This window comes from Ekhidna sp. (assembly GCF_963691765.1).
Lineage (GTDB): Bacteria > Bacteroidota > Bacteroidia > Cytophagales > Cyclobacteriaceae > Ekhidna.
In genome coordinates this window covers 2,850,475-2,868,180 of record NZ_OY829375.1, presented here as the reverse complement: position 1 = coordinate 2,868,180, position 17,706 = coordinate 2,850,475, and the positions used below count along the sequence as shown (strand labels likewise).

Below are 17,706 nucleotides of genomic sequence, written 5' to 3'. Positions count from 1 at the left end.
AGAATGGTATCAAAACTTGATCATACCGAGAGAGAGCAAGCCCTAGAAATTCGAGAAGTATTTCAAGCTTCATATGCTGTTGAAGCAGAGCTATTGAAAGCCAAAGACTTCCCACCTTTGAAGCGGGATTTAGATTCATTTATAAATGCGGAAACCACTTTCTATGGATTTATAGATGAAAACAAACTCGCCGCTGCAATGGAAATTAAGGTTGAAGAGACCTTCACGCATATACAAAGCCTAGTTGTCCATCCGTCATTCTTCAGAAGAGGAATTGGAAGCAAACTTCTAGAATTTCTTTTTGATAGTCATAAAGCTAATTTATTCATAGTAGAGACAGGCGCTGACAACCTTCCAGCGATCAAACTCTACGAGCTTTTCGGATTCAAACTAGTTAAACAATGGATGACAGATATAGGAATCGAAAAGGTAGGTTTCGAGAAATTAGTTAACTAGTCTGCAAGAACTTCAAACTCTACTCTTCTATTCAACTTTCGCGTCTCTTCAGTGGCATTGCTTGCAATCGGCTCATTGCCTCCGTATCCTTTACCTCTTACCCTGAAAGCACTAATACCCTGGGAGATGATATAGGCTTTAACTGATTTAACTCTTGCCTCCGATAGTTGTAAGTTTTTTATTGGATCACCAGTATTATCGGTATGCCCTTTCAATAAGATTGTAATCTTTGGATTGTCATTTAATACCTCCACAACTAAGTTTAGCTCTTTTTCTGATCCGTCAATCATATTGGCTGTTCCCCGATGAAAAAGCACATGATCAAGTGTTATTACACTCCCTTTGGCAACAGACGATAAAGCAACTTCATTTTCGCCAGGCTGTAATTGATCATCCAACAAAATAACCTTAGGAAGATAGCCTAGAGACTTAAATTCCACTTCTAAATTATTCAACGTGTCAATCTTAAAAAGGCCATTGGCGCCGATTTTCTTTTGATCTCCAAGAATCATCTCAGAAGGTAGCGACTCTCCTGTTTTTGCATCAATGACTTTAATCATTATTGAATTGCCGTCTTCAGTTTCACTTGTAACAGCCTCTACAACTTCGGTCTCAACTGCCGTTAGCGTGTCTTCCTCTATATCTTCTTTGAATTTCACTCTCATAACATCTCCGTAACCATCACTATCCTGTGAGCTGATATAATATGCCCACTCGGCCCCATCTTGATACCCAAAGGAGGTTTCTGCTCCCGTTGAATTTATCTGAGGCCCCAAATTCACAGGCTCGCTCCAACTTCTCCACGATTCATCCTGTCGAATGGTATAATAGAGATCAAAACTCCCTTGTCCTCCTGGTCTGTTGGTTGCAAAAAAAAGTGTCCGATTGTCCTCTGCTAAGAATGGCGTTATCTCCTGAAACTCTGTATTTAATTGAAATCCTAAGTTCTTTGCTCTATCCCAACTTCCATCGGATTTTCTCTTGACGATATATAAATCTTCTACTCCTCGCGTATTATTTGCTTCTAGGCTAAGAATCATATACTGACCATCTTTGGAGATACATCCACTTTGAATTGGTGACTTATTCTTCAAAAAAGGAATCTCAACATCACTAATCACACCATCAGAAGAAACTTTCACCTTTCCGTAATACATCCCTTTATCAAAGGTCACTTCATTGTAGTAAAGCCCTTCAGAGGTAAATCCAATTGGACTTGTCATTCCTTTTTGACCAAGCCAATCTTGAAATGTAAAAACGCTCCAGCTATCCAATCCAATTGGGCGGCTTTGTTCATTGAAAATTGGAGAATCTGAGATCGGCAGTCCCCCTTTTTCTTCTGTGAATGCAATTAATTTCTTGCTTGGATCGATTGTAAGGTAATTCTGACCATTTGGCGTATTGAGTGAATCGACAGTTTCACCATTGCCATCAAATGAGACCTGAGCGATGACATTAATGCTCAAGGTGAGAAAAAGAATAATTATTGAACTTTTCAATTAATTTTTTAGATTTTTTTGCGAATATAATTTGATAATATAAATATCCTAATATATTATTGTACTTGTAAAGTTTCTCTATTGGTTAGTTGGTGACAAAACTAAACAGCTAGTGAATTATAAGTCCGGTGTGGTTAGCCGGACTTTTTCTGTTTTACAGACTTACTTACATATTTATTGCCTGCAATAACGAACCTCCAAGGCTTTAACGCATCTTCCTCGGCATATTCTACTCCAATCCGTGTATCTGACAAAATGTTAATTTTTTCAGATTCCTTATTTTCAACGATCCATATTTGATCTTCCAAAAGATCAATACCTGACATTGCAACTTTTATTCCCATAGCCTGAGAAAGTGTACCAGGACCGGAGGCAAGTTTAGATTTTGTATAATTTCTTCTTTTATGCATCGAATCAACACCCTGTATTGGCTCTAGTGCTCTAATTAAAACGGCATCAGCCATCCCTTCGACATTGGTTACAACATTGAAAAGATGATGAATTCCATAGCATAGATATATATAAGCCTTTCCCCCATCTTGATACATTATTTCTGTTCGAGGCGTCCGCTTATTGTTTGCATGACAAGCTTTATCATTTCTTCCGCAATAAGCCTCCGTTTCCACAATTTTTCCGGCACAAATAATGCCATCTATGTTAGTAACAAGTACCTTTCCAAGTAAATCTTTTGCTATTTGGACGACATCTTGCCTTTGGTAAAACGATCTTGGAAGTTTTTCGTAAACGGATGTATTAATTTCGGAAACCATAAAAACCTTAAACTATGAAAAGAATCACAAATCTAATTGCGCTTTGCGTGTTAGTTACTTTTGGTGCAAATGCACAAATCAATACCCCACAACCAAGTCCAGCAGGATCTGTTAGCTCAACAGTGGGTCTCACAGAGATCACGATCGACTATTTCAGACCAGGTGTAAAAGGAAGACAAATTTTTGGAAACGGAGATGAATACCTTGAGCAATTTGACGAAATCTGGAGAACTGGTGCTAATGCCGGTACTATCATTACATTCAGTACAGATGTAAAAGTTGCTGGGCAGGATGTAAAAGCCGGTGAATATCAGATTGTTTCAATCCCTGGAAAAGACGAATGGCAAGTGATGTTGCATACGGAAATGATTGGCGGAAACATGGGCAACTTCAAAGAAGACAATGTTGCGGCCAAGGCTACTGTTAAGACAATGAAGCTTGACAATTCTGTGGAGCGCTTGACTTTCCAAATTTCTGATATCTCTGCGGATAATACTTCTGCTAACATTCACTTTGCTTGGGATAATATGTCATTCAAAGTACCTGTAGAAGTGAGTTTCCACGATGCAGTAATGAAGGATATTGCTACTAAGACTCAGGTTAATCCGCAGAACTATACTGCAGCTGCAAATTATTATTTAGCGGCTGGAGAAAACTTGGAGCAAGCTTTAGACTGGATGAATAAGTACTTAGCGATTGGTGAAAACTCTGGACAATTCTGGAATGTACATGTTAAAGCTCAGATCCTTGCCAAAATGGGTAAGAAAAAAGAAGCTATCGCAACAGCAAAAGATTCAATGGACAAAGCAAAGAACTTCGCTCAAGGAGACTTTGGTTACATTAAAAGGAATCAAGATTTAATTGATTCTTTGAAATAAGATTCAAGTACGAAGAATTTTAAAGCGTGGGCTTAGCTCACGCTTTTTTTATTTCCTATAAATAGCTGTAAAATCAAACTAAGAAGGATAGTCCCTCCACATCCAATTACATTATACCAGAGGTAGCTTAGTGTGAAAATTCCAGCTTCCGTCATAAAATGGACGATAATAACACCAGTTTGAGCTACTATAGCAGCAATGAAAACCGGATTCCCCTTTACATGCTTAAAGAAAAAAGCAACTAAGAATATACCTAGTACGGTCCCATAAAATATTGAACCCACAATATTTACGGCTTCAATCAAATTCTCAGAATTCTTTGCAAGAATTGCAAAAAGAATCGCCAATACACCCCAACCCAATGTCAACAATTTTGATGTATTGAGATAATGATGATCAGATCCATCCTTTTTGATGGCGCGCTTATAAAAATCTACGGATGTTGTAGAGGCCAATGCATTGAGTTCAGAAGAGGTCGAAGACATCGCCGCTGAGAAAATAACGGCAATCAATAAGCCTATTAATCCGTGAGGTAAATAAGTGATGATAAAGGTTAAGAATACATAGTCAGAATCCTTTGTTTCAAGCGAATCATCAGCCTTAACAATGATTTCTTTTGCTTGTTGTCTCAATTCGACAGATTTGGAATCTGCAGCTTTTAGCTTATCAACGAATTCACTCCTCTGCTGATCCGTTAATGATTCATTTGCCAACCCTTGAGCAGCAGCTCTTCTTTCCTCCAATGCATTAGAGTACTGATTATTGATGTTTTCAAATTCTTGAGCATATTCTGAATTTTCAACGATATCAACTGATGCCTCTTTAAAGTGAATAGGTGGATTGTAAAAAATAAAAAACACATACACCATTACTCCTACGAACAAGATGAAGAACTGCATCGGAATCTTAAGTATCGCATTGAACATCAGCCCCATACGACTTTCGGCTGCACTTGCACCTCCGAGATATCGCTGTACTTGTGACTGATCCGTCCCAAAATAGGATAACTGCAAAAAGAATCCTCCAGCCAAACCTGACCAGATTGTATAGCGCTCTCCGGCATCAAAACTGAAATTAACAGCCTCTAGCTTGCCTAAGCTCCCAGCTATTTCTAAGGCACCACCAAAAGAAGTATGATCCCCAATGTAGCCAAGCGTAACAAAGAAGGCTGCAAACATTCCAGCCATTATTACGGCCATCTGCTGCTTTTGAGTAATTGAAACTGCTTTAGTTCCTCCTGAAACCGTGTAAATAATTACCAATATTCCTGTCCCAAGAATTGTGGCAGTCAAATTCCATTTTAAAATTGAGGAAATTATAATAGCAGGAGCATAAATAGTAATACCTGCAGCTAGTCCCCTCTGTATCAAGAAAATAGCAGCACCCAAATATCTTGTTTTCAGATCGAAGCGTTTTTCCAAAAACTCATATGCTGTGTAAACCTTCAAGCGATAGAAAATGGGTATAAAAACTGCGGAGACAACAATTAGTGCAATAGGTAATCCAAAATAATTTTGGACGAAACCCATGCCACTTTCGTATGCTTGTCCAGGTGTTGAAATAAAGGTAATGGCGCTAGCCTGGGTGGCCATAACTGAGAGACCTATAGTACCCCACTTCATGGAGTGTCCACCAAGCAGGTATCCTTCTATATCTTTTTGGCCTCTCGTTTTGTAGACGCCGTATGCAACAATAAATAGTAGTGTGCCAAAGAGCACAATAAGGTCAAGGTTGTTCATTTAGTATGCTTAATATGCTGAGCTAAAGAAATGAAATAAAATAATAAGTAGAGCTAGCCAACCAGCTACAAAAACATATAAGAAACGCCACTTCTTAAATAGTGGTGGTTTATCAATATTCCGTTCAGAAATCAATTCTGTCATTTTCCTAATGAAATCATATTTACAAAAATTCTGTATGCACCAGGCACACCTGCCGGCAGTTCTCTAAACCAACTGTATCCGGAATACACGTAGTAGCCCTTTCCATATTTTGCTACAAGTAGACCTCCTGTTTTTGGACTTTCTCCTGGGTCATTGCTTTTTAAGATCGGAGTAAACTCATCAGCCCATTCGTTAGGAAAATAGAGTCCGCGCTCCTGCACCCAACCTTCAAAATCCTTTTCTGAAATCTTGTTTGGTACATTCATCACAGGGTGACTCGATCCTATTATTTCTACAGGGGCTTGTTCAACTGCAACTCTGTCTCTGGAAAGCTTTAGACTATACGGGGCAATTTCTTGCGTGACTAACCTGTGACTTGTGTTATATTGAATAATTAGGTTACCTCCATTTTCTACATATTGGAAGAGCTCAGAATTCTTGTATGAAAGCCATGGAACCGTATTGAATGCGCGAATTCCTAATATCACCGCATCATATTTACCTAGTGACTCGGCTGTAACATCATCTTTATCAAGTGTAGTCACATCATATCCTATTTGAGCAAGATTCTCAGGTATCGCATCTCCTGCACCAACTATATAACCAATTTGATTCCCTTTCTTTTGAAGATCGAGTCTAACAACTTTTACTTCTGAGTCTGGATACAATGTCTGCTTAGGGAAGTGATCATAGTCAATTTCTGATACCCCCTTGCTATAATTTTTGCCATTTACCAATGAAGTTACAGACACTTTACCCTCAGAAGCTTCTTTCGGGGGCGTTATTGAAAACGTAAAGACCTGCTCTTCTTTTTTCTGCGCTAGGTTAAAATCATACTTTTCTGGTGAAACCATCCAACCTTCCGGTGCATTCAACATCACGCTACCCATACAATTCTTTTTACCAGCAATAACTCTGACATCTACAGATTTTGGAGCATCATCTCCAAAAACAAGTACTCCAGCTGAAATATTTGCCATAATTGGAGGTCCAATCGTCAATGGTTCGGCAAGTTCTCCTTCAACAGGATCAACTCTTTTAAAAACAACAGGAACTTCTAATCGAATAACTTTACCACTAAGGGATAATTCTATTACTCCGCTAATCGGCTGTTGATTTTCAGGTAAGCCAATAAGGGATTGATCATTTACTTCATACATACCCAATGTGCCTTTTTCCCTTAGCCAATATGGATGTGAATAAGCAGTCCCTTCTGGGATAACAAAATTCATCTCAGATGTAAATGGTTTATTATTTAGGAGGTTGGTGTTAAACGTAACAGGATTTATCCAATTTTTAAATTGAATTCCATTTAGTTGGATAGCAGCTTCGCTTCTATTCACTGCTTCGAATTCTATTATAATCGAATCTCCAAGCGTATAATTTGATTGATCTGACCTTAGCTGGAGATATAGTCCGGATACTGCTACAATTAGCTCATCAATTTCTTTTTGTTTTATCTCTCTCCAAAAATCATCCTTAACTTTTTCAAGAGCATCTCTAGCTCCCATCAATGGTGCTATTATTTTTGATGGATCAGATTCATCATACAGACTGATTGCCTTATTTATGTAAAAAGCAACTTCTTTCGATCCTTTCACACGGCCCCATGAGGTATCAATACCTTCAAAAACTTCGTTTGCTTTTTCTCCTCCCCACTGTTCCAGGTATTCTATTTGTTTCCTTCTGGATCCCGCCGAGCCAAATCCTTGGCTTTTATGCATGCTTCTACTTTTTGCAGCCACTTCCATATAAGATTCACCAATCAATGAATTGTATCCACCGACATCTACTGTCACAAGCTTTGATGTATCCATGTTGGCTCTAAAAGCCCACCAGCCCGTATTCCAGAATATCTTTTTAGGTTCCCATGTATCCACATAATTGAGCTGATCAGGAAATGCATTTTTATCTCCACTAAGTTTAAATGCTTCTTTAGCTAGAATAGCACTTGCTGTATGGTGCCCGTGAGAAGGACGTGTATCACTGAATCTTGTGATTATGACATCTGGTTTAAACTTCCTGAAAGTCCAAACAAAATCTTCAAGTACTTTTTCTCTATCCCAGATATTGAAAGTCTCATCTGGATTTTTAGAGTAGCCAAAATCATTCGCTCTAGAAAAAAATTGTTGACCGCCATCAGTTCTTCGAGCAGCCAATAACTCTTGGGTCCGGATTAGTCCAAGTTCTTCACGAATTTCAGGTCCTATTAAATTTTGGCCACCGTCACCTCGGGTAGCAGATAAGTAAGCTGTTCTTTTCAGCTCTTGATTTGCATAATAGGTAATGAGCCTAGTGTTTTCATCATCAGGATGTGCAGCTACGTACAAAACTGAACCTAAGACATTTAGCTTTTCGAGTTTTTGGCGAATCTCACCTGGTCGATATGTTCTTTGTTCCTGGGAAAAAAGAATGAAAGTAAGGGCTAAAAAAACACTGCCCAACAAAGCACGGATTTTCATAAATAGGTTTTCGTTGCGGGTTAGTTACGATATAAAGTCCGGAAAGTTATGTGAATTGTATGAGTGGTAATGTAAACCAACAGCCATATGCCTAAGAATTTTTCTCTAGCTTTAGATTACCAAACGCCTAACCTTGAAAACCTTAAAATATGTTCCTAAAAATTACGTTGGAAGCGATTTAGAAAATATCGCGTCAGTAATCAATATTGGATATTTACTTCTTACAATATTCCTAACAGTTTCGTTATTTAGACAAATCATTGAAGCTGAATTCGAAATAGCACTGATTATTGCCCTCAGCATCTTATTTACGTTTTTCATCCGCAAACACTTCATGGCTGGAAAACTTAGTCAGTCCGTTTTACTAGCTGTTGTTTTCTTTAACATTCTACTTACTTCTGTTTGCACCCTTGGAAGTGGCATAAATGATATTGGCATCATTGGATACCCCATTATCATTGGATTCTCTGGAATAATTCTAGACCAACGAAAGCTTGCAGGAGGATCAATCCTAAGTTTTTTAGGTGTTATTTGGCTAGTCGCTGGCGAAAGGCTTAATCTGTATTCTCCTCAACCAATTTCAGCAGGCAGTGAGGGAGATTTTGTTATTTCTTCTTTGTTCGTGTTTCTCGGCGGCTTCATTGCATTCAATATCACCAATAATATGAAACGCTCGCTTCTGAGCGCTCAGCAAGAAATCAATATCAGCAAGAAAGATTCGGAGAGTCTAAAAAAAGAAACCAATGAAAAACTGGAAATAATCGAAGAAATACACCGAGCTGTAATAAACAGCTTAAGGCATATCCAGCAACTTATCGAACATAGGCAAAAAGATTCTCAGGAATTGATCCCTGTCTATGAGGGGTTAAAAAGAAAAGTGCTGGTAATTGGAGTAGCTCACAAAATATTGTTATCTGAACAAGCCCCGATAATGCTCGATATAAGAGAGCTAACTAAACAAATTCTATCCGAATATGAAAGTCAATTAAAAACGCCTGTTTTACAAATTGACATCGGTAATAACCAGCTTTTTGTTCAATTAGACCTGGCCATAAATTATGGAATATGCTTGCTGGAAATGATCAATAAAGTGGATAGTCCTACAAACAAAAAACTAAGCATTGCTTTATCAATAAGTAAGGACTTGGTGGAGTTACGCCTCACCGAATTCGAGATAAAGGAGAAATATGAGGCAGGAATTGTGATGGAATTACTCACTAAACAACTCAAAGGAACACTCAACCAAGCTGACAATTCGTTGATTCTTAATTTTAAATCAAAGTCCATCTAGATGTTTTCCGATTGGCTTCCATATGACCATACCATAGATCAATATGCTAGAAATGAGATTAAAAACCTCATGCGAATGTTTCTATTGATCATTCCTAGTGTGGCAATAGTTTTATCTACGGTCAATTTCATCTACGGACAAATTGATGTTGCAACGGCAACTCTTGGAGTACCCGTTTTTTGTCTATTGGCATGGCATTATTTGAACAGAGGTCATATGAACATCTCTATGATTATGATCACCTCAATAATGATTATAGTCACAAGTGTTATTTGCTACTTGGGAGCTCGCATACATGAGGTGGGAATAATCATATTTCCTGTGATTGTCTTTTTTGCAAGTTTGGTAATGAATGTAAGAGGTGTAATAGTCACCATTTCTGCCGTTTCCATATGTCTTGCTTTGCTGGTTTTTGGTGAGCAATACCAAGTCTTTCCAAGTCAAACGCATGTCAGAAGTTGGGTGGATTTATTCGTCGTTTTTTCTGTGCTATTAATTCATGTTTTTATGACATTCAGTTTCTCAGGAGTCACAAGAAATAGTCTGAAAAAAGTTCAAATTGAACTTGAGAATCAAAGATTGCTAAAAGATGAGATTGCCGAAAATTTAACTGAGAAAACAGAACTTCTACGGCTAGTCCACCACCGAGTGAAGAATAACTTATTACTTGTAAATAGCTTAATCGAACTAGAAGCATATGAGCGTCCAGAAATTAAAAGCGACTTAAAAGAAATTACAGATAGCATATATACAATTGCCAGAGCACATGATCCCCTGTATCATACCGACGACTATAAACAGGTTTCCATCAAACCCTATTTAGAGAAATCATTGGCTTCGTTTGTACAATCTCATCCTATCAAAGGCCTCGAAATACATCTAGAGGATTGCTTGATATTCCATGAAAAAGCCCTTTTACTTGGAATTATTCTTCAAAAGTCAATGTCAGCGATTGCCAGTCTCGACTCGATGATTTTAGAGATAGAACTAAAGCTTAATGATGGTATGCTACATCTTAAATTAAGCTCACTAAACAAAAAACCATTTAAGTTTAGTGATAAGTCCCTTATTCAATTGTTGGTAAAACAAATAGCAGGAACGGTTGAGATAAATTCTAAGGGATTGATTGCACGAATTAACTTGTAAGGTAAGTTTATCCTAGCTTACTGAAATCCTTTACGTCAGCATCAGTTTTAAGAATACGCTGGAAAATAGCGTTTAGATCATCAAAATCCCATGGTTTAGTTACGAAATCATGGATTCCGAAATCTCCAATAGTTTCGTACAAGTCAGCTCGTTTGATAAACCCACTAAGGATCATTCTTTTAATCTCAGGTTTAAAGCTAAATACGTCCTTTAGTAACTCCACCCCTGACATATGTGGCATTCTATGGTCTGTAACTATGAGATCAATTTTTTCTTTTTTAATGACTTCAAGAGCTTCGTGTGGTCCTAACGCAGTATGAACATTGTAGAGCCTTCTAAAAGTAGACTTAAACCCTCTTAAATTGGGCATCTCATCATCCACATAAAGGATGGTGTATTCTTTATCCACTTTTGCTGCTTGTCTTGCAGCTCTCCTTGCGGCTCTTCTTTCTGCTCGTTCTTCTGCTGTCAGTGTTTCCATAGGCACAAAATCTTGATTAACAAAAATACAAGAAATACCGAGGATTCGGCATCTATTTTTTCGTAGGTAAAATACTTATTACACCAAAAAGTGCTAAAACAATTAGAAATTAAATGAACTGGAAAGGAATAACCTTACTGGACCAATTTTAAGGTGAAACTAAAAATAGTGCCTTTCCCATCGGGATTGTCGGCCACAGTCAATGTACCCTCATTTTGGGTGATGAGGTCATTACAAATAAATAACCCAACTCCCGAGCTCTTCTCATTTTCCGTTCCTGGCCTCTTATTATCTTTTTTCATTTCAAATAGATTTTCCTTCATTTCAGGCGGAATACCTATTCCAGTATCTATGAAATCAATTAGAATATAATTAGATCTCTTTTCGACCTTTACTTTCACTTCACCATTTTTCTCGGTGAACTTAACTCCATTTGAAATCAAATTTCTCATCACAACCTTCAGTGCGTTCCTGTCAAATTTACAGATGGCGTCCACGTCTCCTACCACACTGAATTGCAGTTCTTTAGCTTCAATATTTGGTGTAAGTTGACTTACCACAGGGTCTATGATTTCTTTTAGTAGAATGTCCTCTTGCTCTATTCGCTTATTTTGGGAGGCAGCATGCCCCCATTCCATTAATTCATCGAGCATTTGAATCGTATGATCAACACCCTTATCGATTGTCACCATGAAATCTTTTATTTGTTCAATTCCAACCTGATCTTCACGAGTAAGTGTAATGACACTTTTCAGATTGCTCATTGGCCCTCGGATATCATGACTTACAATTCTGATAAGCGTATCCCTCAAAAGGCTGGCTCTAGAAATTTCAGATGTTTTTTCATCAACTCTCTTTTCCAGGTCTTTATTTAGCTCTTGATTTTCCTTGAATGAGCTTGCAAATATTTCAGAAAGAGCGACAGATTGGAAGAATATAAATATTACAAATCCTGTATTAACCAGGTTAGGCCCCGCATCAATAAAGATGATTCCGGAAATTTTGAGTAATTCCGCTATTACAAACAAAAAGCAGAGTACAGTTCCTGTCAGCACATACATGGCTCCTACTTTATTCTCTTTTACAGCCTTCACAAGTATTATATACATCAGCACATATGCAGAGAGAATTACAATTTGATAATAGCCTAGCGTATGATAAAAGAAATTATAAGGCGTGACCAGAACAATCAAAAGAAATAAACCAGCTATTGTAACAAAACCTTTTACATACTTTTTCAGCCATCCAATTGGGTATAGTGCCATACTAAATAGAACGGATAGCGGTGAACCAATGTAGCTGCTGAAATATTCAATCTTTCTTCCAATTTCAAGCGAAAAGTCTGGAAAGAATGAATAGAATACCATCGATCCATCATCTACGAGTGTCGCTCTTACGAAAATAAAAAAAGAGAGCAGTCCTAAATACAGGTAGTACTTTCGTCTTACCTGAAGGTATAGGACAAGATTGTAGGCAGCAAAAATTGCAATACTACCGATCTCCATCAATTCTATCTGATACTGCATAAAACTATTTTAAGCTAAGTTGTAAGTAATTAAAGAATCTGCTCGAAAATTGTCAATAGGCCGTCGTAAATTTTCGACCATTCGCTATGATATCTACATATTTCTATATCTTTAGCTAAACTGAAATATTCATATTTATGTCAATGTACTGTCTAGCCTGGAAATACAACGTGCCTTCAAATCAAGCGAAGTTTGAAGAGGAATATGGCCGTAATGGGGGCTGGTTCAAGTTTTTTGAGTCTTCAGATGATTATCTGGGCAGCGAACTTATGAAGCATGCAGACGGAAAAACCTACATCCTAATTGACAAGTGGATGTCTAAGGCCGATTATCAGGACTTTCTCGACGAAAACAAAGCTGACTATGATCAACTAAATGAAAAAAACTCGTCGCTTTACGAGGGAGAAGAGTCTCTTGGTGAATTTGATTTGCTTCAGTAGAATAACCTCACACCAATAGAACCGTTTGAGTTGAATAAATAAATCCAACTCAATCATGAAATCCAACATCAAACTTTTAGCGCTTTTGGCGCTAGTAATATCACTTCTATTTTCGTTCATCTCTAAGTCATCTCAGCAGGATGAGATGGAAGCAGTAAAAAAAGTCGTATTTGAGTCTTATATCAATGGAGCATTTAATGAATTAGATGCTGATTCAATGGAAGAAGGTTTCCATGAGGATTTCGCAATCTATTCAGCAAAAGGAGAAGCCATTGATAAGTACCCAATCGCTGAATGGGTCTCTGGTGTTCGTAAAAGAAAGACTGATGATTACAATCCTAAAGATCCCAAAAATGTATGGGATCATAAGTTTGTAAATATTGACATCACGGGTGGAGCTGCACAGGTAAAAGTGGAATTAAGAAACCAGGGGAAACATGTCTTTACTGACTACTTAAGCCTTTTGAAATTCGATAGCGGTTGGAAGATAGTTGGTAAAGTATATCATAGACACTAAGTAATGTCGGCCAAATGCCTCAAGTGTCTTGAGGCATTTCTTTTTTAATTCAGTGGTGTCTGACAAAATTATTTTCACATTGCACAAGTTTTTTTTCTTAAGAGCATCCAAATGCTAACCCCCTAAACTAGTCTTAAACGTAGCTGAGCATCTAGTTTTACCCTAGTCAACTATCAGCTCGTGCAAGAATTAGAATTTAGGAATATCGTTAATGAAAACCAGGACCGTGTGTATAACACGTGTCTCGGATTTATGAAAAATGATGAAGAAGCACGAGACATGACTCAGGAAGTATTCATACATGTATATCAGAACATTGCCAAGTTTAAAGGAGACTCTAAACTGAGCACATGGATTTACAGAATTTCGACCAACAAATGTTTAGAAGAAATCAGGAGAAAAGGTCGAAAGAAAAGATCTGCTCAACTTGCCGATATCTCTGATGAGGTAATTCAAAATCAAGCACCTGACTTCTTTCACCCAGGTGTTGCAATGGAAGACAAAGAGCGAGCAACAATACTCTTTGCTGCAATAGAAAAACTTCCAGATCCACAAAGAATTGCATTTACTCTTTCCAAGATTGAACAACTATCTTACGAAGAAATAAGTAAAGTCATGGAAAAGAGCATTAGTTCAGTAGAATCATTGCTATTTCGCGCCAAAAAGAATTTGCAGAAATTACTGACCCACTATTATGAAGGAATCTGAAATAAAAAGGGAAGTAGAACTAACACTAACAAGTCTTGATAGGATCAGAAAAGCAAAAGCACCCATAGATTTTGCTGATATACTTACTACCAAGATGATCTTTGCTGAGGATCAGGTGAGGTGGATAATTAGAACCAAAATAGCTCTTGCCGCCATGATTGCTATGGTACTAATTAATGTAGCTCTCATCTATAAGAATCATTCTGAACAAAGAAATCAAATGCTCGACTCCATCGCCGAAGAATACCACCTAACAGGAGATCTTTAATGAAAAAATCCGCCGCCCGCCTAATAGTATTTGCAGTAGTAGTTATGATAGCCCTAAATGGAATATTGATATGGACATTGTGGGATGATAAATCTACCAACAATCGAAAAGAAAGACCTCCAGTGTCGGAGCTCAATGAATTCATTATTCGCGAAATGGGATTTAATGATGAAGAGGCAAGTACATTTCGAAAATTTGCAAGTCGGCATCATGAAAATCAAATGCAAATTCAAGCTAATTACCGAGATATTAAAAGGCGATTGAATGCAGCAATGATAGATCAAGACAACGAGCAAGTTGATCTTTTAATTGAGGAACTCAGTAAATCGTTAGTCAAAAAAGAGCAAGAGTTCTTCCGGTTTTTTTCTGATGTCATGAGTATCATTGATGAGTCGGATCGCAAGAAGTTTGGAAAGATCTTTCGAGAAGCAACAGGAGCTCCACCGCACGCACGAATGCCATTGAATCCTAATCGCCTACCTCCCCCCAAACACTAGATTGAGCATATTGAAAGCACCCATCATTTATGATAATGGGTGATATGATATTGTTGTGATATAGCTCACCGGTTCCCAAACCATGATATTCTTTATTGTAAGGATACTTGCTTACAAATTGCGCTATGGCATTCAATCCAATATTTGATTCAAGATATGAAGTTACCCACCATTTTATTCCATGCATCTCAGCAAGGTCAATCCACTCTTGGACTGATGTAAATCCACCATGTAACGTAGGCTTTAGTACTAGATACTGAGGTTTAAGATCTTGCAGTAAATCAACTCTGTCTCTCGAGGAACTTATACCAATCAGTTCTTCATCTAGCGCAATGGGAATTTCACTTCTATTGCAAACAAGCTCCATTGCTTCAGGCTGCATCGGCATGATTGGTTGCTCTATCGAATGAATATTAAATGGAGCTAAGGCTTTTAGTCTCGACAAAACTTCATTTGTATGAAATGCTCCATTAGCATCTAATCGTATTATCAACTCGTCTGAGATCTTCCTCAAAGAACGAATGATGCTCAATTCTTGATCAAAATCCAGTGCCCCAACTTTTAATTTAATACAGCCAAAACCATCGTCGAGTTTCTGCGAGATTTGCTTTTTCATAAAAGCTTCATCTCCCATCCATACCAAGCCATTAATCGGAATATTAATTAGTGACAGATCATCAGCGAAAATATGTTTTTGTCCACCGTTGATCATATCCATCAATGCCATTTCCAATCCAAATCGAACACTTGGAATGGCAGCTGGAACTAATTTTGCTGCCAGTTCCAAAGCTTGACTTTCACCTTTAGGAGCATTTTCTCTATTCAATTCTGACCGAAGTTTCTCAAGAATATCAGGCACATCATTAACGTCTTCAGGACTAAGCCGATGAATCGGTGCTACTTCTCCGATTCCAAAGCTTCCAGTTTCGTCTGTTATTTTAATAAACCATACTTGGCGATCTTTCATTTCACCGCGACTTGTACGAGCAGAAAATTTAAAATCAAGTGTGTAGGGTATAACTTTGAGGTGCATTATGAATCTAAAATTAGACGATTTCCTTTACGATCTTCCGGAAGATAAAATTGCAAAACATCCGCCAGCTAATCGCGCGGATTCTAAATTGCTTTTTTACAATCAAGGAGATATTTCTCATTACGAATTTAAGGACATTGAAAACCTAATTCCAGACCAATCACTGCTTGTTTTCAATGATACCAAAGTAATACCTGCAAGAATTATCCTTCATAAAGAAACAGGGGCAAGAATTGAGATTTTCTTACTTGAACCTCTGTTGCCTTCAAAAGTTCACGAAGAAGTAATGAATGCAACAGATTCGTGTAGTTGGAAATGCATGATTGGAAATGCAAAAAAATGGAAGTCGCAAACATCTCTTCGCCTTGAATCATTGTCATTAGAAGCAATTCGCACCGGTGACTCTGAGGTTACATTTAAATGGACCAACAACATAACATTCTCAGATCTACTCACAGAGATAGGGAAAATACCACTTCCACCATATATAGATCGAGATGTAGAAGAATCTGACCAAGAAAGGTATCAGACAGTTTATTCGAAAATGAATGGTGCTGTAGCCGCTCCCACAGCAGGGCTTCATTTCACAGATGAGATAATTAATAAGATCTCATCAAAAGAAATCAAAACGGATTATTTAACACTACATGTATCGGCCGGCACTTTCCAGCCGATAAAGAGCGAAAATATTGCAGATCATCCGATGCATAATGAACAGATTTGGATTGATAAGAAGAACCTGGAAAATTTACTCGAGGCAAAAAAAGTAATCGCGGTTGGTACAACATCTATGCGCACGCTTGAGAGCCTTTATTGGTATGGAGTACGATTAATAAGTGGAGATAAAAATTTCTTTGTCCAAAAAACTGATCCTTACAAGCTAAATGCAGTAGACCGTAACTCTGCCCTCCAGGCAGTAATGAATCACATGAACGCTGAAGGACTAGATAAAATTGGAGGTCATACAGAGATCTTTATTTATCCAGGCTATCAATTCCAAATTTGTAACGGTCTTGTTACCAATTACCATCTTCCTGGATCTACCCTCATTTTGCTAGTAGCAGCATTTATAGGTGAGGACTGGAAAAAAGTATATGAATCTGCAATTGACAACAACTATAGATTTTTAAGTTACGGAGACAGCTCTTTACTACTCCGCTAAGTCGATTTCATTTTAAGACGCTGTTCTTTGATGTAGTCCAATGAAAACTTGCCACTTCCTACTATGGCGATAAAAAGAAGAAGTATTAGCACTATCAAGGCCATTGGGAATTCCATGTAGTTGTCAGCTGTTAGCATCTGCTTGTAATTAAAAATCACTGCACCAGCCAAAATAGGAATATTTAGAATACACATCCATCTAGTCAGTGCACCACACATAAGGATAATCCCACCAGCCATGTGAATAAAAATAATCGCGTGAGCTAAATGCGCCGCAACAAAGACCCAGCCGACTGATTGTATAGTACTAGTGAAATTTTCGAAGTTGCTAGCAAATACAATTCCTTTGTAAGTGATGAATCCACCCAGCGCAATACGAAGAAAATCTACCAAAATGGGTGGATGAATCGATTCAATTTTTTGAATGATACCCATGATTTTGGAGTTTGATTTATAATAAGTTACGCAAAAATAGATTCAAATACAATAAATGGGTGTTGATAGATGGACAGCCTTCATTCATCGAAATAGGCTTAAAATACCCTCTTTAGGGTATTGATACACTGAAAAAAAGCCACTTGTTTTGTGTCATCATCTATTCACAATAGCTATGAGTCAAATAATGAAAAGTCTATCAATCCAACGAATTCACATGGAGCTTGCAGGTAAGTTTTTTTTGCTTGTCCTTAT

18 protein-coding genes are annotated in these 17,706 nt (G+C 37.8%); 10 read left to right on the top strand and 8 right to left on the bottom strand.

Annotated elements, in window-relative coordinates:
* Positions 1-3: 3 nt before the first annotated feature.
* A complete protein-coding gene (locus tag ACY650_RS13005) occupies positions 4-456 on the top strand; it encodes a GNAT family N-acetyltransferase (RefSeq protein ID WP_462248064.1) in 453 nt (150 codons plus the stop codon).
* Here ACY650_RS13005 and ACY650_RS13000 read toward each other — a convergent pair.
* On the bottom strand, positions 453-1,955 hold the full coding sequence (locus ACY650_RS13000) for an OmpA family protein (RefSeq protein ID WP_462248063.1): 1,503 nt from the start codon (positions 1,953-1,955) through the stop codon (positions 453-455). The genes ACY650_RS13005 and ACY650_RS13000 overlap by 4 nt on opposite strands.
* Positions 1,956-2,089: 134 nt before the next feature.
* Positions 2,090-2,725 carry a DNA-3-methyladenine glycosylase gene (locus tag ACY650_RS12995; protein ID WP_462248062.1) on the bottom strand — a complete coding sequence of 212 codons (636 nt, stop codon included), beginning with the start codon at positions 2,723-2,725 and terminating at the stop codon, positions 2,090-2,092.
* 14 nt (positions 2,726-2,739) lie between these two features.
* On the opposite strand from ACY650_RS12995, the gene ACY650_RS12990 reads away from it, so the two are divergent.
* The gene (locus ACY650_RS12990; protein ID WP_462248061.1) at positions 2,740-3,603 is read left to right on the top strand and encodes a DUF2911 domain-containing protein; all 864 of its coding nucleotides are present in this window, start codon (positions 2,740-2,742) and stop codon (positions 3,601-3,603) included.
* A gap of 32 nt (positions 3,604-3,635) precedes the next feature.
* Here the strand turns inward: ACY650_RS12990 and ACY650_RS12985 are convergent, their stop codons facing one another.
* Both ACY650_RS12985 and ACY650_RS12980 read right to left on the bottom strand, forming a co-directional pair.
* On the bottom strand, positions 3,636-5,342 hold the full coding sequence (locus tag ACY650_RS12985) for a sodium:solute symporter family protein (protein WP_462248060.1): 1,707 nt from the start codon (positions 5,340-5,342) through the stop codon (positions 3,636-3,638).
* Between the two features lie 140 nt (positions 5,343-5,482).
* Positions 5,483-7,948 (bottom strand): PIG-L family deacetylase, encoded by a 2,466-nt coding sequence (locus tag ACY650_RS12980; RefSeq protein WP_462248059.1) that lies wholly within the window; start codon positions 7,946-7,948, stop codon positions 5,483-5,485.
* 133 nt (positions 7,949-8,081) lie between these two features.
* Here ACY650_RS12980 and ACY650_RS12975 point away from each other — a divergent pair, with 133 nt between their 5' ends.
* Together ACY650_RS12975 and ACY650_RS12970 are read left to right on the top strand one after the other, a co-directional pair.
* Entirely contained in the window at positions 8,082-9,239 is a 1,158-nt protein-coding gene (locus tag ACY650_RS12975) for a sensor histidine kinase family protein (RefSeq protein ID WP_462248058.1), read from the top strand.
* Entirely contained in the window at positions 9,240-10,385 is a 1,146-nt protein-coding gene (locus tag ACY650_RS12970; RefSeq protein WP_462248057.1) for a histidine kinase dimerization/phosphoacceptor domain -containing protein, read from the top strand.
* A gap of 7 nt (positions 10,386-10,392) precedes the next feature.
* Here ACY650_RS12970 and ACY650_RS12965 read toward each other — a convergent pair whose 3' ends face one another.
* Both ACY650_RS12965 and ACY650_RS12960 read right to left on the bottom strand, forming a co-directional pair.
* Positions 10,393-10,866 (bottom strand): response regulator, encoded by a 474-nt coding sequence (locus ACY650_RS12965; protein ID WP_462248056.1) that lies wholly within the window; start codon positions 10,864-10,866, stop codon positions 10,393-10,395.
* 134 nt (positions 10,867-11,000) lie between these two features.
* Positions 11,001-12,392, bottom strand: coding sequence for a sensor histidine kinase (locus ACY650_RS12960; protein ID WP_462248055.1), 1,392 nt, complete (start codon positions 12,390-12,392; stop codon positions 11,001-11,003).
* Positions 12,393-12,535: 143 nt separating this feature from the next.
* Here ACY650_RS12960 and ACY650_RS12955 point away from each other — a divergent pair, with 143 nt between their 5' ends.
* From ACY650_RS12955 to ACY650_RS12935, 5 genes are all read left to right on the top strand, one after another.
* Complete coding sequence (locus ACY650_RS12955; protein WP_462248054.1) at positions 12,536-12,832, top strand: hypothetical protein; 297 nt, start codon at positions 12,536-12,538, stop codon at positions 12,830-12,832.
* A 55-nt stretch (positions 12,833-12,887) separates the two neighbouring features.
* Positions 12,888-13,349, top strand: a complete 462-nt coding sequence (locus tag ACY650_RS12950) for a nuclear transport factor 2 family protein (protein ID WP_462248053.1) — start codon at positions 12,888-12,890, stop codon at positions 13,347-13,349.
* Positions 13,350-13,529: 180 nt separating this feature from the next.
* Positions 13,530-14,057 (top strand): RNA polymerase sigma factor, encoded by a 528-nt coding sequence (locus tag ACY650_RS12945; protein WP_462248052.1) that lies wholly within the window; start codon positions 13,530-13,532, stop codon positions 14,055-14,057.
* Positions 14,044-14,325, top strand: a complete 282-nt coding sequence (locus ACY650_RS12940; protein WP_462248051.1) for a hypothetical protein — start codon at positions 14,044-14,046, stop codon at positions 14,323-14,325. Before ACY650_RS12945 ends, ACY650_RS12940 begins: the two co-directional genes overlap by 14 nt.
* Positions 14,325-14,822, top strand: coding sequence for a hypothetical protein (locus tag ACY650_RS12935; protein ID WP_462248050.1), 498 nt, complete (start codon positions 14,325-14,327; stop codon positions 14,820-14,822). The genes ACY650_RS12940 and ACY650_RS12935 overlap by 1 nt, the downstream gene beginning before the upstream one ends.
* Here the strand turns inward: ACY650_RS12935 and menC are convergent.
* Positions 14,794-15,855 (bottom strand): o-succinylbenzoate synthase, encoded by a 1,062-nt coding sequence (gene menC / locus ACY650_RS12930; RefSeq protein WP_462248049.1) that lies wholly within the window; start codon positions 15,853-15,855, stop codon positions 14,794-14,796. The genes ACY650_RS12935 and menC overlap by 29 nt on opposite strands.
* A gap of 1 nt (position 15,856) precedes the next feature.
* On the opposite strand from menC, the gene ACY650_RS12925 reads away from it, so the two are divergent.
* On the top strand, positions 15,857-17,017 hold the full coding sequence (locus tag ACY650_RS12925) for an S-adenosylmethionine:tRNA ribosyltransferase-isomerase (RefSeq protein WP_462248048.1): 1,161 nt from the start codon (positions 15,857-15,859) through the stop codon (positions 17,015-17,017).
* Here ACY650_RS12925 and ACY650_RS12920 read toward each other — a convergent pair.
* Positions 17,014-17,451: a DoxX family protein gene (locus tag ACY650_RS12920; protein ID WP_462248047.1), complete on the bottom strand. Its 438-nt coding sequence runs from the start codon at positions 17,449-17,451 to the stop codon at positions 17,014-17,016. The two genes, ACY650_RS12925 and ACY650_RS12920, sit on opposite strands and share 4 nt — an antisense overlap.
* Positions 17,452-17,706 lie beyond the last annotated feature (255 nt).